A 14,414-nucleotide genomic window follows, 5' to 3' on the forward strand; every position below is an offset into this window, starting at 1 on the left:
CACCGTAGCCGATGGCCTACCAGCCAGTACGGATCAGGGCTTGCGGCCGATGCCGCCCGCGATGCAGTACTGGACCTGGTCGAGCGGCTTGATCTGCGGACCGTCCGGCCACCAGGTCGCGCACAGGGAGACCCCCGGGTGGACCATCTCCAGGCCCGGGAACATGCCTTCGATCTGCTTCTGCTTGCGGAACACACCCGTGCCCATGGGGCTGTGGATGAATACGTCCTCCATCCGCCGCGCGAGCGCGCTGTGCTCGTTGGTCTGCGGGTCGAGGAAGTGGCTGATGCCGACGAACGAGCCCGAGGGCAGCGCGTCGATGTAGGTCTGCATGATGTCGGCGGGGGACCGCTCGCCGTCGTAGTGGTGGATCGTGCCCATCTGGAACAGCGCGATCGGCTCGTCGAAGTTGAGGTGACTCCGCACCGTCTCGTTCTCGAGGATGCGCTCCGGCTCGAAGATGTCCTCGGCGATGAAGTGCGTCTGGTCGTTCTCCTCGAGCAGCGCGCGGCCGTGGGCCAGCACCACCGGGTCGTTGTCGACGTAGACGACTACCGAGTCGGGCTCGATCCGCTGGGCCACCTGGTGGGTGTTCTCCGCGGTCGGGAGGCCGGAGCCGAGGTCGAGGTACTGCTTGATCCCGGTCTGGTTCGCGATGAACCGGGTCGCGCGGATCAGGAAGGCGCGGTTGTCGTACGCGAGCTGCGCCGCTTCGGGGGCGACCGCCTTCACCCGGCGGAACACCTCGCGGTCGATCTCGTAGTTGTCCTTGCCATTGAGGAACGCGTCGTAGACTCTCGCGATGCTTGCCTTGCTGGTGTCGATGTAGACAGGCACATCACGTTCGGTCTGCTGGGCGTCGGTGGACATGCTTTCCTCACAGAGCGTCGTGGATCATGGACGGTGCGGAGTCGCGGGGTAACCTCACCCTAGGGGTGTTGGCAAGAGTGCGGCCAGGTCGGGCTCGCATTTCAGCTGGAGAGTTCGAGTCAGGAAGGGACGGCGCGTGGCCGACGGCCGCAACGACGGTGGGCTCAGTGGTGGCCCGACCGCGCGCAGGATCGTGTTGGGCTCCCAGCTCCGCAGACTCCGTGAGAAAGCCGAGATCACCCGGGGCAAGGCCGGCTACCAGATCCGCGGGTCCGAGTCGAAGATCAGCCGGATGGAACTGGGCCGCGTCGGCTTCAAGGAGCGCGACGTCGAAGACCTGCTGTCCATGTACGGCGTCACCGACAAGGAGGAACGCGACCAGTTCCTCGCCCTGGTCCGGCAGTCGAACGAGCCCGGCTGGTGGCACCGCTACAGCGACCTGATGCCGACCTGGTTCACCGACTACGTGGGCCTGGAGGAGTCGGCTTCGCGTATCCAGACCTGCGAGCTGCAGTTCGTCCCCGGCCTGCTGCAGACCGAGGAGTACGCCCGGGTGCTGGCCAGCCACGGCCGACCCGAACTGAGCACCGACGAGACCGAGCGCCGGGTCGCCCTGCGCGTGTCGCGGCAGAAGGTGCTCCACCGCACCGACGCGCCGAAGCTGTGGGCGGTCATCGACGAGTCCGTGCTGCACCGGCCCATCGGCGGGCCCCGGGTGCTGCGCGACCAGATCGACCACCTGCTCGAAGTCACCCGGCTGCCCAACATCAGCCTGCAGGTCGTGCCCTACGCGCTGTCCGGCTACGCCGCGGAGAGCTCGTTTACGATGTTGCGGTTCACCGAGCCGGAGCTGCCCGACCTGGTCTACATCGAACACCTCGGCGGCGCCGTCTACCTGGACCGTCGCGAGGAGATCGAGACCTACAGCCGGGTGATCGACCGGCTGGCCGTCGACGCCGAAACACCAAGCCAGACCCGGCAGACGCTGATCAAGCGACGCGCCGAGATCTGACCGGGCGAAGTGGGCTGACCACTCGCCGCTCCGATCCGACCACCCGACGACTTCGGCAGATGCACGTGCATCTGCGCCGGCGGGCGGTCGTGTTACCGTCGTCACGTTCAAATGCACGTGCATCTGCAACGTGAGGATGACGTCGGGAGGCGGGGTCGCGATGACCGTGATTCGCAACGGAATGTCAGCAGCACTGGTGACCGGCGCCCACTGGCGCAAGGGCAGCCGGAGTGGCGCGGTCGGCAACTGTGTCGAGGTCTCGCCGGTCTCCGACGGGCGCACCGCCATCCGTGACTCCAAGAGCCCCGACGGCCCGGCCCTGGTCTTCTCCGGGCAGGTCATCCGCTCTTTCACCAGCGCGCTGCGCGGCGGCGTCCTGCGGATGCCGACCGCCGAGACCTACCTGCGCAGGCTCGTCGCCCGCGGCTTCGACTTCCTGCACCCGCGCGATGCCCACGGCGAGATCGCCGCCGTCGTCGGTGTGCGCGCCCACCACAACGTCATCGACGTCATCCGGCTGCACGCCGAGGACGACGCGATCGCGTCCCGGCTGCCCGCCGACGCCGCGGACGTGCTCAACCCGACCGAGGTGCTCTGGCAGCGCGCCGGCTGGGCCACCGACATCCTGCGTGACCTGCTTGCCCTGCCCGACGACCGCACGCCCGGCGCCTTCACGCGCCACCGCGCCGAGACCTCGGCCGCGGGCTGCTGGGTGCCCACCGCGCCCGGCCGTGCGAAATGGCTTCCCGCGACGGCCTGACCCCCACGTCGCCGCGCGTGCGTGATGACAGCGCGCCCTGTTCATCACGAACGTGAAGACCACCTTTCCCCGAAAGGTGGTCTTCACGGTTCCGCCTCCCCGAAATTCTAAGATTTGGTCACCTGCCGCTTATGGGGGTGCGGTTTGGTGGTGACCGTGGTCGGCTCTCGTCACGGTCCCCTTAGGTTCCGGTCGCATCGCGGCGGGTTTGTCAGACACCCATCTATACGGGCGAGATGGAGATGTTGAGCGCGCCGGGGCCCAAGTGGACCGCCAGGGCGGAACTGCCCTCGATGATCACCGACTGGCGCACCTGGGGAACGCGCGGCAGCAAGGTGTCGAGCATCGCCCGAGCCCGCTCGGGTGCGCCCACGTGCCCCACGGCCAGGTCGACCGCCCGGCCATCGATCCGCCGGACCGCGGTGTCGATGAGCTTGCGCACCGCGCGGCCACTGCCGAGGACTCTGTCCAGCGGGGCCACCTCACCGTCCTTCATGGCCAGCAGCGGCTTGAGGGACAGCGCGGTGCCGATGAGGCTCGCGGTCGCGCCGATGCGCCCACCCCGGCGCAGGTAATCCAGGGTGTCCACATAGAGCAGTTCGGAGCAGTCGGCGAGCCTGCGGCTGAGCGCGTCGATGATCCGGGCGGGATCGCCACCGGCCGCCGCGACCCGGGCGGCTGTCGTCGCCGCGTACCCAAGGGACATTCCCGTGGTCCGGGAGTCCACGACGTGCACGGGGATGGACGCGCGCTCGGCGGCTTCCTTCGCGTGCGCGTAGGTCTGGGACTGGCGGCTGGAGATGTGGACGGACACGATCGCGTCGCACCCGTCGGCCGCGGCGGCCTGGTAGGCCCAGAACAGCGCCGCCGGGTCCGGTGGCTCGGTCGACACGGCACGGCCCGCCCGCAGCGCGTCGATCAGCATCTTTCGTGGAACTCTTGTTTCGAGATCGAGATGGCCGTCGATGCGGATTTGTACCGGAATGACAGTCAGCCGCCACTGCGCGGCCATCTCGGCGGGCAGGCAGGCGGTGGAGTCCGTGATCACGGCGACCCTCATTCCTAGGACAATAACCCGTTCGGACCAGCGCATCGACGTGCGCATCACCGTCGGGCGGGCCGCGTGGTGAGCACTGTCACGGCTCTGGGGTGGGTGCTTCGCCTTGCACCTCGGCTACTGGCGAGTAACATCGGCGTGGCCAAGGCCACCGTGTCAAGCGGCCGACCCGCATGGCAAGGTCAGCCGAACCGCACGAGAATTCAAGGCGGCGCGCTGCCGGTCGGCGGCGAACACACGGTGCTCGTACCCAGGAGGTCGAAGAAGACCCATGCCAAACATCGTTGTCCTGGTCAAGCAGGTGCCAGACACCTACTCGGAGCGCAAGCTCTCCGACTCCGACCACACGCTGGATCGTGAGTCCGCCGACGCGGTGCTCGACGAGATCAACGAGCGCGCCGTCGAGGAAGCGCTGCTGATCAAGGAGGCGCAGGGCGGCGAGGTCACCGTGCTCAGCGTCGGCCCCGACCGTGCGACCGAAGCCATCCGCAAGGCCCTCTCCATGGGTGCGGACAAGGCCGTGCACGTCTCGGATCCGGCTCTGCACGGCTCGTGCGTCTTGCAGACCTCCAAGGTCATCGCCGCCGCCATCGGCAAGGTCGACGGCGTCGACCTCGTCATCGCCGGCAACGAGGCCACCGACGGCCGCTCCGGCGCCGTCCCGGCGATCCTCGCCGAGCTGCTGGGCTACCCGCAGCTCACCCACGCCCGCAAGGTCACCATCGAGGGCACGACGATCAAGGTCGAGCGCGAGACCGACGAGGGCATCACGCACCTCGAGGCCTCCCTGCCCGCCGTGGTCAGCGTCGGCGAGAAGATCAACGAGCCGCGTTACCCGTCGTTCAAGGGCATCATGGCCGCGAAGAAGAAGCCGGTCGAGACGCTCACCGTCGCCGACCTCGGCATCGACGCGGGCGAGGTCGGCCTGGCCAACGCCTCGTCGTCCGTGCTTGAGGCGGCCCCGAAGCCCCCGCGCGCGGCGGGTCAGCGGGTCTCCGACGAGGGTGACGGCGGCGTGAAGATCGCCGAGTACCTCATCGCCCAGAAGCTCATCTGACAAGCAGCGAAGGAGGAAACCCCATGTCCGAAGTTCTGGTCCTCGTCGACCACGTCGACGGCGAGATCAAGAAGGTCACCTTCGAGCTGCTGACCGCGGCCCGCCAGATCGGCGAGCCGTCGGCCGTAGTGGTGGGCTCGCCCGGCACGGCGGCCAAGCTCAAGGAGTCCCTGGCGGCCTACGGCGCGGCGAAGGTCTATGTCGCCGAGTCCGACGACGCCACCGGCTACCTGGTCACCCCGAAGGTCGACGTGCTCGCGGCCCTGGTGGAGAAGGCGTCCCCCGCGGCCGTCCTCGTCGCCGCCACGGCCGACGGCAAGGAGATCGCGGGTCGGCTCGCCGCCCGCACCGGTTCCGGCCTGCTGGTCGACGCCATTGGCATTGAAAACACAGCAGGTTCCGGCGACAGCGCTGTTGTCGTCGCCGTGCAGTCCATCTTCGGTGGCGCGTTCGTCGTCAAGTCGAAGTCCAACAAGGGCACGCCGATCGTCTCGGTGCGCCCCGGTGGCCTAGAGGCCGAGCAGGCGCAGGGCGCCGCGGCCGAGGAGGCCGTGGACGTTCCCGCGGCCGACGCGGCCAAGTCCGCCCGCATCACCGGCCAGGAGCCGATCGTCGGCGGCGACCGCCCCGAGCTCACCGAGGCGTCGGTTGTCGTCTCCGGTGGTCGCGGTGTCGGTTCGGCCGAGCAGTTCGAGGTCGTGGAGAAGCTGGCGGACGCGTTCGGCGCGGCTGTCGGCGCCTCGCGTGCCGCGGTCGACTCGGGCTACTACCCGCCGCAGTTCCAGGTGGGGCAGACCGGCAAGACGGTGTCCCCGCAGCTCTACGTCGCGCTCGGCATCTCGGGCGCGATCCAGCACCGCGCGGGCATGCAGACCTCGAAGACGATCATCGCGGTCAACAAGGACGCCGAGGCGCCGATCTTCGAGATCGCCGACTTCGGTGTCGTCGGCGACCTGTTCGCCGTGGCCCCGCAGCTGACCGACGAGGTCGGCAAGCGCAAGGGCTGAGTCAAATCAAGATCGAATTCGGGGCGGTTCCCACTGGGGACCGCCCCGAAATCTTTGCCCCGGCACTGGTAATTCACTGACTTTCCACCGACCGGTTACGGGAATGGGCCGGTGACGGTTGCCGAATGGTCCGTAGAAAACAGATATGACCCACGTGCTGGTGAGCACCCCAGAGACCGGTACCGCGCGCTACTCGCTTCTGGTGGCCCACGACGGGGCCGAAGTGCGCGCCGCGCAACGACTTCGCCACCAGGTCTTCGCCGAGGAGATGGGCGCGACTCTGCGGACTCCCGAGCCCGGTCTCGACGTGGACCGGTTTGACGAGTTCTGCGACCACCTGATCGTCCGCGAGGACACGACCGGCGAGATCGTCGGCACCTACCGGATGCTGCCGCCGGAACGGGCCGCCGAGGCGGGCGGCCTGTACTCCCAGACCGAGTTCGACCTCTCCGCGCTCGCCGGGATGCGCGACGGCCTGGTCGAGACCGGACGGTCCTGTGTGCACGCCGACCACCGCAACGGCGCCGTGGTGAGCCTGGTGTGGGCGGGCATCGCCCGGTACATGCTGCTCTCCGGCAAAAGCTGGCTCGCAGGCTGCGCGTCGGTCCCGCTGGCCGACGGCGGAACCCTCGCCGCCGGCGTGTGGAACACCGTGCGCGCCAAGCACTACGCCGACGAGCGCTACCGGGTCCAGCCGCTGAACCCGTGGGACGTCGACTCGGTTCGCACGCCCGCGCGCACGGTCATGCCGCCGCTGCTCAAGGGCTACCTGCGCCTCGGCGCCTGGGTGTGCGGCCCGCCCGCGCACGACGCCGACTTCGGTGTCGCCGACTTCTTCGTGCTGCTCGGCCTCGAGCACATCGACCAGCGGTACCTGAAGTTCTTCCTGGGGGAGTAGCGATGGCCCACGCCTGGATGCCGACGTCGCCGTGCGGCCCGTCCTGTCTGACCGGTGGCGAGCCTGCCGTCGGCCGGGCCCGGGTCGTGGCCCGGTTGGCCGGGGCCGCGGCGGTGCTGCTGGGCAGCGCGATCGCGGTTCCGCTGCTGCCGGTCATCGGCCGGGCGGGCCGGGAAGTGGTCGCGAAGACGATTTTCCGTTGCCTGCTGCGGGCTTTCGGCGTCCGACTGGACGTCACCGGTGATCTCGGGGCCGACCAGCGGCGCGGTGCCCTGGTGGCGACCAACCATGTGTCCTGGCTGGACATCGCGGCGGTGAACGCGATCCGCCCGATGCGCGCCTTGGCCAAACGCGACATCCGCTCCTGGCCGGTCCTCGGCCGGATCGTCGCCGCCGCCGGAACCGTGTTCCTCCACCGGGAAAACCTCCGCGCGCTGCCCGCGACGATGGCATCCCTGTCGGACGCGCTGCGGTCGGGGTCGCTCGTCTACGTGTGTCCGGAAGGGACGACGTGGTGCGGCCAGGGAGTCGGCCGGTTCCGGCCCGCGGTGTTCCAGGCGGCCATCGACGGCGGTGTGCCGGTGCGCCCGATCGCGCTGCGGTTCCTGATGGCCGACGGCCGCGAGACCAGCGCGCCCGCGTTCATCGGCGACGAGACGATCATCGACTCGGTGCTGCGGGTGGCGCGGCTGCGCGGGCTGGTGCTGCAGGTCCAGGTGCTCGACGAGATCGCCCCCGGCCGCGCGGCCGACCGCCGCGAACTCGCCGCGCTGACCGAGGCCGCGGTGAACTCCGCCCTCGGCCGGGTCACGGTGCCCGCGCAGCGCAGGCGGGTGCGGCCGGTCCGACCGCACCCGGCGCTGTCAGCCTGATTTCGGGGTGGCGTAGGCGATGACGTTGTCGCGGTAGTTCCCCGTGGCGCGGTCGAAGCTGCCGCCGCAGGTGATCAGCCGCAACTCGGGTCCCGCGGTGTCGCCGTAGACCGCTTCGGTCGGGAAGGCGTCTTTCGGCACCTGCTGGAGCCTGCGGACGACGAACGTCACGGTGCTGCCGTCCTCGCGGGCGATCCGCACCTCGTCGCCGGGGGCGAGCTTGGTGAGCTGGTGGAAGATGCCCGGCTTGCCGTCGCCGTCGACGTGCCCGAGCACCACCGACGGCCCGACCTCACCCGGCATCGGACCCAACTCGTACCAGGCGGCCTGCAACGGCTGCGAGGTCGGCGGCACGTCGAGCGCGCCGTCGGCGGTGAGCCCGACCGGCACCAGCGACGACTTCGCGCCGATCTTCGGGATCTCCACCGAGATCGGCTTGATCCTCGTGCTTTGGGTCGCGGGCGGCGGCACGCTCACCGAGGACGTACCCGACGGCCCGGACACGGCCGCGGAACAACCGGACAGCAGTGTCACCGCGACCATGGCCGCCGCGAACCCGCGGCGGCCATGACGAGTGCGGGCCATGACGATCAGTTGGACCCACGCACCGCGCGCCCGCGCAGCGCGAAGGCACCGAACCCGGCGACGATGGCGGCGCCGCCACCGAGCAGCAGACCGGTGTTGTCACCCTCCGGGCTGCCACCACCGGTCTGCACACCACCCTTGGGCCGCGGACGAGCGGGCGCGGTGGTCGGGGTGGGGGTGGGGCTGGACGTGACAGTCGACGGGGGTGCGACGGAGGGCTGCGGCGGCTTGACCGTGGTCGACGACGGCGCGGGTTGGCCCTGGTCGGCCACGGCGGGGGACATGGTGAACAGGGTCGCGGCGCCGACTCCGAGGCCGACGAGCAGTACGCGGACAGCACGCATGTGCTTCTCCTATGCGTTGGGACAGCGGGGAAATGCTCGCTGTGTCTGGTGGGTGGGTACGCATGGGAAGACCGGTCGGTGGTGGAGGTTGGTTCGCCTTGGGGGTTGTTTCGTCGGTCAGAACACAACGGGCAACCTGACGGCGGGCCTGATCGTCACTGTGTCGGACGCTTTGCTCGAACCACCCCCGGCAACCGCCGTTTGCTCGGGGGAGTGACCGGCCCGGTCACCTTCGTGCGGTGGTTGGGGATGGCTGCCACATCGCAAACAGGCCCCTGTGTCGGGGCCTGTTTGGACTCAGTACTCGAGCGCGATCGTTCCCGATTTACCGCCGGGTGGTGGTCGGGGTGAACGACGCCGGTGCCGGTGCCGAGGTGGCGGGTGCCGAGCGCGGGGTGGTCGGTCGTCGGGAGGCGGTGGCGGCCGGAGGTTCGGGCGGGCGGACGGTCGACTTCGTCGTGGCGCTCGGCGGCGGCATCGGGGACGGGCTCACCGTTGTCGGTGGGGTCGTCGTAGTCACCTGCGGCACCGATGGCGCGGTCGTGGTGACGCGGCCGACCTCTGCCGGGCCGACCATCCCCGGCGCTTCGACCGGTCCCGTCAGCAGAGTCGCGCCCAGGGTCACCCCGGCGACCGCCGCTGCCACGCCTCCGATTCCCGCGTAACGCCGGGTCCGTAGGCGGCGTCGGGCCAGGGACAGGATCTCCTGTGGTTCCAAGCCCAGCTCGGGTTCTTCATCCAGCGCCCGGTGGATCACCTCACGGACGTCGTCGCGTTCCCGCGGGTCTGTCTCCGCACCTTCAGCGAAGCTGTTCATCGCGGTCCCTCCAACACCATCTCGTCGCGGAGCATCCGCCGTAGTGTGGCCAGGCCTTTGGCGCACTGGCTCTTCACCGTTCCCTCCGCGCAGCCGAGCAGCTGTGCGACTTCCTCGACCGGCAGGTCCTCCCAGTACCGCAGCACCACCGCCGCCCGCTGCCGGACCGGGAGACGGGCGAGCGCGCGGCGGGCGTCGAGTGCGCTGTCGTGGTCCTCGTGCGGGGCCGCTACCTCGGGGAGGTCGTCGGCGCCCCATTCGCGTTTGCGCCACAGTCGGCGGGACTCGTCGATGGCTGTGCGCACCAGGATCTTGCGAGCGTAGGCGTCCACGGCGTCGTCGGCGCGGATTTTCGGCCAGGCGCGGAAGAGCTTGAGCAGCGCGCTCTGCACCAGGTCCTCCGCCCGGTGCCAGTCGCCGCACAGCAGAAACGCTGTGCGCCGAAGCGCCGCCCCGCGCGCTTTGACGTAGTCGACGAACTCGTTGTCGCGATCGGTCACCCGACGGTCTCCCTCCGTTCGTTGAATCTCAGTGATGCTTCCTGCTTCGCTGACCGTTGCTCCGGCGGAGCCGGAGGCTGACATGGTCTCCACAGGCGTTTCGTCTCTCCGGGGAACTTCCCGGCGAGGTGATCTGGTCATCCGGTGTCGGCGAGCATGGCCGCGAGCAGGTCTTGGAGCTGGGGAACCAGCGATCGGCTTTCCACACGCGCGACCCGTACCAGCCGTAGTCGAGTCGGCGAACGAACAGGTGCTAACCCCGATCTACCCAAGGTGACGACTGAGGTGGGGCGCCAGGTTGCCCTCCCCGGAAAATCTCACCAAAAGGACTGGACCTCCGCTGCGGTGGAGGTAGCACCATGGCCGGGTGACGGTCACCGAATCCCCCAGCGGGTCCCTGTGGAGCACCGAGAACCGGGCCACCACGGTCGGCATGCTCCTGCTCATCACCATCGCCGCTTTCGAGCACCTCGGGGTCAGCACCGCGATGCCCCGGATGCTCGCCGAACTCGACGGCGGCCTCCTCTACGCCTGGCCGTTCACCTCGTTCCTCGCCGCCAGCGTCGTGGCGACCGTCCTCTCGGGCAGGCTCTGCGACCGGGTCGGGCCGGGCCCGGCGCTGATGGTCGGCCCGACGCTGTTCCTCGCGGGGCTGATCGTCGCGGGAACGGCCGGCGACATGGCCGGTCTGCTGGTCGGACGCGCGCTGCAGGGCCTTGGCCTGGGTACCGAGGTCGCCGCGATCTACGTGTTGGTCGCTCTCATCTACGCGGAGAAGTACCGGCCCGCCGCCTTCGGGCTGCTCGCCGCGGCCTGGGTGATCCCGTCCATCGTCGGGCCGACGATGGCGGGCATCGCCACCGAGCGGCTCGGCTGGCGGTGGGTGTTCCTCGGCCTGGCCCCGCTCGCCGTTCTCGGCGCGATCCTGCTGGTCCCGGCCCTGCGCGCGCTGCCGAAGCCGACCCGACCGGCCACCCCGGGCAAGCGGGGGCTGCCGCTGGCGGCCGTCGCGGCCGCCGTCGGGATCACCGCGGTGACCTGGGCCGCGCAGCGCCCGTCCCTCGGGACGCTGTGGATCGGGCTCGGCGGGCTCGCCGTGCTGATCCCCGCCCTGCGCACGCTGCTCCCCGTCGGGACGCTCACCGGCCGCAAGGGGCTGCCCCGCACCGTGCTGGCGCGGGGTGTCCTGGCCGGCTCGTTCTTCGGCGTCGAGGCCTTCCTGCCGCTGACCCTGACCGCGGTCCACGGTTACTCGCCCGCGATGGCCGGGCTCCCGCTCACCCTGGGCGCGCTCGGCTGGGCAGGCGCGTCGCACTGGCAGGGCAGACGGCCCGACATCCCGCGGGCCACGCTGATCCGCTGGGGGTTCGCGATTCTCGCGGTCGGACTCGCGTCGACGGCCTTCATCGCGCCGGTGTGGGGGCCGTCCTGGCTGGTCTCGGTCATGTGGGTGGTCAGCGGCGCGGGCATCGGGATGGCCTTCCCGGCGATCAACGTGCTCGCCCTGGAGCAGACATCCGAGCAGGAGCGTGGTTTCACCTCATCGGCACTGCAGGTCGCCGACATGGTGTTCTCCGCGGTCTGCGTCGGGTTCGGCGGCGTCCTGCTCGTGTCGCTCGCCACAGCGGCCGCCCCGACCGCCGCGGTGATCCCGCTCAACCTGGTGATGGCGGGCGTCGCCGCCCTGGGTTTCGTCCTCTACAGCCGTAATGGGAATGGCCGGTGGGAGGTATCTCGTGACAGGGGTGTGGAGGGTCGGTCTACTCTGGTTGAGCGATGACCTATCTCGACCATGCGGCCACCACGCCCATCCTTCCCGCGGTGGCCGAGGCCCTCACCGGGGCGTTGACCACCTACGGCAACGCTTCTTCGCTGCATACCTCCGGCAGGCTGGCCCGACGCGCCGTCGAGGAGGCCCGCGAGACCGTCGCCGCGGCCCTCGGCGCCCGACCCTCCGAGGTGATCTTCACCTCCGGTGGCACGGAGAGCGACAACCTCGCGGTCAAGGGCATCCACTGGGCCCGCCGGGCGAAGAACCCGGCCCGCACCCGGGTGCTGGTCTCCGCGGTCGAACACCACGCCGTGCTCGACGCCGCCACCTGGCTCGCCGAGCACGACGGCGCCGAGGTCGTTCACCTCGAGGTCGACGCGTTCGGCCGGGTCCACGAGGACACCCTGCGGGCCGCGATCGCCGAAGACCCGGAGTCCGTCTCGGTCGTCAGCGTGATGTGGGCCAACAACGAGGTCGGCACCGTCAACCCGGTCCGTGAGCTGGCCGCCGCCTGCGCCGCGCACGGCATCCCGTTCCACACCGACGCCGTGCAGGCCGTCGGCGTCCTGCCGGTCGACTTCGCCGCGAGCGGCGCCAACGCCCTGACCGTGTCCGGCCACAAGCTCGGCGGGCCGTTCGGCGTTGGCGCGCTGCTGCTCGGCCGCGACGTGCCCTGCGCCCCCGTCTCCCACGGCGGCGGGCAGGAGCGCGACGTGCGCTCCGGCACCCTCAACGTCCCCGCGATCGTGGCCTTCGCCGAGGCCGTCCGCGTCGCCGCCGCCGAGCGGGTCGACCGGGCCGACCGGCTGGCCGTGCTGCGCGCCGACCTGGTCGACCGCGTCCGCGCCGCGCTGCCCGACGCCATCCTCAACGGCGACCCCGGTGAGTCCACTGTGGACGGCGGACCGTCCCGGCTCCCCGGCAACGCCCACTTCTCCTTCCCCGGGTGCGAAGGCGACAGCCTGCTGATGCTGCTCGACGCCAAAGGCATCGAGTGCTCGACCGGCTCGGCCTGCACCGCGGGCGTCGCCCAGCCCAGCCACGTGCTGCTCGCGATGGGCGCCGAGCCCGCCATCGCCCGCGGCTCGCTGCGCTTCTCGCTGGGACACACGTCGACCGTCGATGACGTCGATACCCTGGTCGAGGCCATCGGTCCGGTGGTCGAGCGAGCCCGCACCGCGGGTCTCGCCGGAATGCGGCGGGCCAAGTCCCCAGCCGCGGCGGAGGTGTGAGGCAGTGCGAGTCCTGGCCGCGATGAGTGGCGGCGTCGACTCCGCGGTCGCCGCCGCGCGCGCCGTCGCCGCGGGCCACGAGGTCGTCGGCGTGCACCTGGCCCTCTCGGCCAAGCCCGGCACCCTGCGCACCGGCTCGCGCGGCTGTTGCACCGTCGAGGACGCCCACGACGCCCGCCGGGTCGCCGACCTGCTCGGGATCCCGTTCTACGTCTGGGACTTCGCCGAGCGGTTCACCGAGGACGTGGTCGAGGACTTCGTTGCCGAGTACGCCGCGGGCCGCACGCCCAACCCGTGCCTCAAGTGCAACGAGCGGATCAAGTTCGAAGCGCTGCTGGACAAGGCCATCGCACTGGGCTTCGACGCCGTCTGCACCGGCCACTACGCCCGGCTCGCCCAGGTCGACGGCCGCCCCGAACTGCGCCGCAGCGCCGACCTCGGCAAGGACCAGTCCTACGTGCTGGCCTCGCTGACCGCCGAGCAGCTCAGCCACGCCATGTTCCCCCTGGGCGACTCGCTCAAGTCCGACGTGCGGGTCGAGGCCACCGAACGCGGGCTGGCTGTCGCCGAGAAGCCCGACAGCTACGACATCTGCTTCATCCCCGACGGCGACACCCGCGGCTTCCTCGCGGGCAAGCTCGGCGCACGCCCCGGACAGCTCGTCGACGACGAGACCGGCGCGGTCCTCGGCGTGCACGCGGGCGTCCACGGCTTCACCGTCGGGCAGCGCCACGGCCTGGGCATCGACGCCCCGTCCGCTGACGGCCGCCCGCGCTACGTGCTGGCGCTAGAGCCGGTCAGCGGCAACGTCCGGGTCGGCGCCATCGAGAAGCTCGCCGTCCGCGAGATCATCGCGACCCGGCTGATCTGGCCCGGCGGACGCCCGATCGAGGACACGGTCGAGTGCGTCGCCCAGGTTCGGGCCCACGGCGGCACCTCGCGGGCCACCGCGGAGATCGTCGACGGCGAACTCCTCGTGCGGCCCGGCGAAGAGCTGCGCGGCGTGGCTCCCGGGCAGGCCATCGTTCTTTACCGGCCCGACGGCGCGGGCGACATCGTCCTCGGCAGTGGGATGATCGTGGCTACCCGCTAGGCCGATCGTGAGCCTCGGGAATGACTGACCGCAAGGCGGATTTCGTCGCACGATCGGGCAGATCGCGTTACGTAGGAACTATGCGGACCGACGTATCTGATGTGCGGATACCTGCTCTACTACAAATGAGTGGCTCGGGTGGTTCGCACAGCACCGACCGTGACGACGAATATCGGGGTGAAGTACTCAATGGCGACGATGGGACCCAACGGGAGCGGTGAGCGCGGCGAGGGCTTGGTCGCGGACGCTGATACGACTGCACGGCCGACTTCAGGCGGCGAGGTCGCGTTCCAGCTTCTCGAACGGCATCGAGCGAAGATGCTGGATCCGGCCATAGCCTTGCCCGGACACGCGGGGAAGCGTCCTGAGTCGACCGCATACCGTGCGGACACGCTGCTTATGCCGCTGCGGGTTGTCAACGACGAGGTCCTCTTCGCTCGGCTCAACGAGGTCGTCGAGCAAATGGGAGCGGTGCTCGAGCCGGTCGTGCCGAACACGAAGTCCTGGAATGCGGCGATCCATTGATTTGATCCGGCCAT

Annotated in this window: 16 protein-coding genes; 10 read left to right on the top strand and 6 right to left on the bottom strand. The window is 70.1% G+C overall.

Annotated features, from left to right (window positions below):
- Window positions 1-33: 33 nt before the first annotated feature.
- A complete protein-coding gene (locus ACUZ2Y_RS26660; protein WP_476323994.1) occupies window positions 34-870 on the bottom strand; it encodes an SAM-dependent methyltransferase in 837 nt (278 codons plus the stop codon).
- Between the two features lie 136 nt (window positions 871-1,006).
- Between ACUZ2Y_RS26660 and ACUZ2Y_RS26665 the strand changes: the two genes are divergently transcribed.
- Both ACUZ2Y_RS26665 and ACUZ2Y_RS26670 read left to right on the top strand, forming a co-directional pair.
- On the top strand, window positions 1,007-1,882 hold the full coding sequence (locus tag ACUZ2Y_RS26665) for a helix-turn-helix domain-containing protein (RefSeq protein ID WP_476323996.1): 876 nt from the start codon (window positions 1,007-1,009) through the stop codon (window positions 1,880-1,882).
- Window positions 1,883-2,042: 160 nt separating this feature from the next.
- On the top strand, window positions 2,043-2,642 hold the full coding sequence (locus ACUZ2Y_RS26670; protein ID WP_476323998.1) for a DUF397 domain-containing protein: 600 nt from the start codon (window positions 2,043-2,045) through the stop codon (window positions 2,640-2,642).
- A 223-nt stretch (window positions 2,643-2,865) separates the two neighbouring features.
- Here ACUZ2Y_RS26670 and ACUZ2Y_RS26675 read toward each other — a convergent pair whose 3' ends face one another.
- Window positions 2,866-3,702, bottom strand: coding sequence for a DegV family protein (locus ACUZ2Y_RS26675; RefSeq protein ID WP_476324000.1), 837 nt, complete (start codon window positions 3,700-3,702; stop codon window positions 2,866-2,868).
- Between the two features lie 268 nt (window positions 3,703-3,970).
- Between ACUZ2Y_RS26675 and ACUZ2Y_RS26680 the strand changes: the two genes are divergently transcribed.
- From ACUZ2Y_RS26680 to ACUZ2Y_RS26695, 4 genes are all read left to right on the top strand, one after another.
- Window positions 3,971-4,756 (top strand): electron transfer flavoprotein subunit beta/FixA family protein, encoded by a 786-nt coding sequence (locus ACUZ2Y_RS26680; protein WP_476324002.1) that lies wholly within the window; start codon window positions 3,971-3,973, stop codon window positions 4,754-4,756.
- Between the two features lie 23 nt (window positions 4,757-4,779).
- Window positions 4,780-5,763: an electron transfer flavoprotein subunit alpha/FixB family protein gene (locus ACUZ2Y_RS26685; protein WP_476324004.1), complete on the top strand. Its 984-nt coding sequence runs from the start codon at window positions 4,780-4,782 to the stop codon at window positions 5,761-5,763.
- Window positions 5,764-5,908: 145 nt separating this feature from the next.
- Window positions 5,909-6,661 (top strand): GNAT family N-acetyltransferase, encoded by a 753-nt coding sequence (locus ACUZ2Y_RS26690; RefSeq protein ID WP_476324006.1) that lies wholly within the window; start codon window positions 5,909-5,911, stop codon window positions 6,659-6,661.
- A gap of 2 nt (window positions 6,662-6,663) precedes the next feature.
- Entirely contained in the window at window positions 6,664-7,533 is an 870-nt protein-coding gene (locus ACUZ2Y_RS26695; RefSeq protein ID WP_476324008.1) for a lysophospholipid acyltransferase family protein, read from the top strand.
- Here the strand turns inward: ACUZ2Y_RS26695 and ACUZ2Y_RS26700 are convergent.
- The 4 genes from ACUZ2Y_RS26700 to ACUZ2Y_RS26715 all read right to left on the bottom strand — a co-directional run bounded on the left by ACUZ2Y_RS26700 (window position 7,525) and on the right by ACUZ2Y_RS26715 (window position 9,779).
- Window positions 7,525-8,118, bottom strand: coding sequence for a class F sortase (locus tag ACUZ2Y_RS26700; RefSeq protein ID WP_476324010.1), 594 nt, complete (start codon window positions 8,116-8,118; stop codon window positions 7,525-7,527). The two genes, ACUZ2Y_RS26695 and ACUZ2Y_RS26700, sit on opposite strands and share 9 nt — an antisense overlap.
- Before the next feature lie 5 nt (window positions 8,119-8,123).
- A complete protein-coding gene (locus tag ACUZ2Y_RS26705) occupies window positions 8,124-8,462 on the bottom strand; it encodes a hypothetical protein (RefSeq protein WP_476324012.1) in 339 nt (112 codons plus the stop codon).
- Window positions 8,463-8,787: 325 nt separating this feature from the next.
- The gene (locus tag ACUZ2Y_RS26710; protein WP_476324014.1) at window positions 8,788-9,279 is read right to left on the bottom strand and encodes a hypothetical protein; all 492 of its coding nucleotides are present in this window, start codon (window positions 9,277-9,279) and stop codon (window positions 8,788-8,790) included.
- Window positions 9,276-9,779, bottom strand: a complete 504-nt coding sequence (locus tag ACUZ2Y_RS26715; protein WP_476324016.1) for a SigE family RNA polymerase sigma factor — start codon at window positions 9,777-9,779, stop codon at window positions 9,276-9,278. Before ACUZ2Y_RS26715 ends, ACUZ2Y_RS26710 begins: the two co-directional genes overlap by 4 nt.
- A gap of 367 nt (window positions 9,780-10,146) precedes the next feature.
- On the opposite strand from ACUZ2Y_RS26715, the gene ACUZ2Y_RS26720 reads away from it, so the two are divergent.
- The 4 genes from ACUZ2Y_RS26720 to ACUZ2Y_RS26735 all read left to right on the top strand — a co-directional run bounded on the left by ACUZ2Y_RS26720 (window position 10,147) and on the right by ACUZ2Y_RS26735 (window position 14,400).
- The gene (locus ACUZ2Y_RS26720; protein ID WP_476324018.1) at window positions 10,147-11,559 is read left to right on the top strand and encodes an MFS transporter; all 1,413 of its coding nucleotides are present in this window, start codon (window positions 10,147-10,149) and stop codon (window positions 11,557-11,559) included.
- Window positions 11,556-12,782, top strand: coding sequence for a cysteine desulfurase family protein (locus ACUZ2Y_RS26725; RefSeq protein ID WP_476324020.1), 1,227 nt, complete (start codon window positions 11,556-11,558; stop codon window positions 12,780-12,782). The genes ACUZ2Y_RS26720 and ACUZ2Y_RS26725 overlap by 4 nt, the downstream gene beginning before the upstream one ends.
- 4 nt (window positions 12,783-12,786) lie before the next feature.
- Window positions 12,787-13,875: a tRNA 2-thiouridine(34) synthase MnmA gene (gene mnmA, locus ACUZ2Y_RS26730; RefSeq protein WP_476324022.1), complete on the top strand. Its 1,089-nt coding sequence runs from the start codon at window positions 12,787-12,789 to the stop codon at window positions 13,873-13,875.
- A gap of 159 nt (window positions 13,876-14,034) precedes the next feature.
- Entirely contained in the window at window positions 14,035-14,400 is a 366-nt protein-coding gene (locus tag ACUZ2Y_RS26735) for a hypothetical protein (protein WP_476324024.1), read from the top strand.
- Window positions 14,401-14,414 lie beyond the last annotated feature (14 nt).

This window comes from Actinokineospora sp. UV203 (assembly GCF_056323665.1).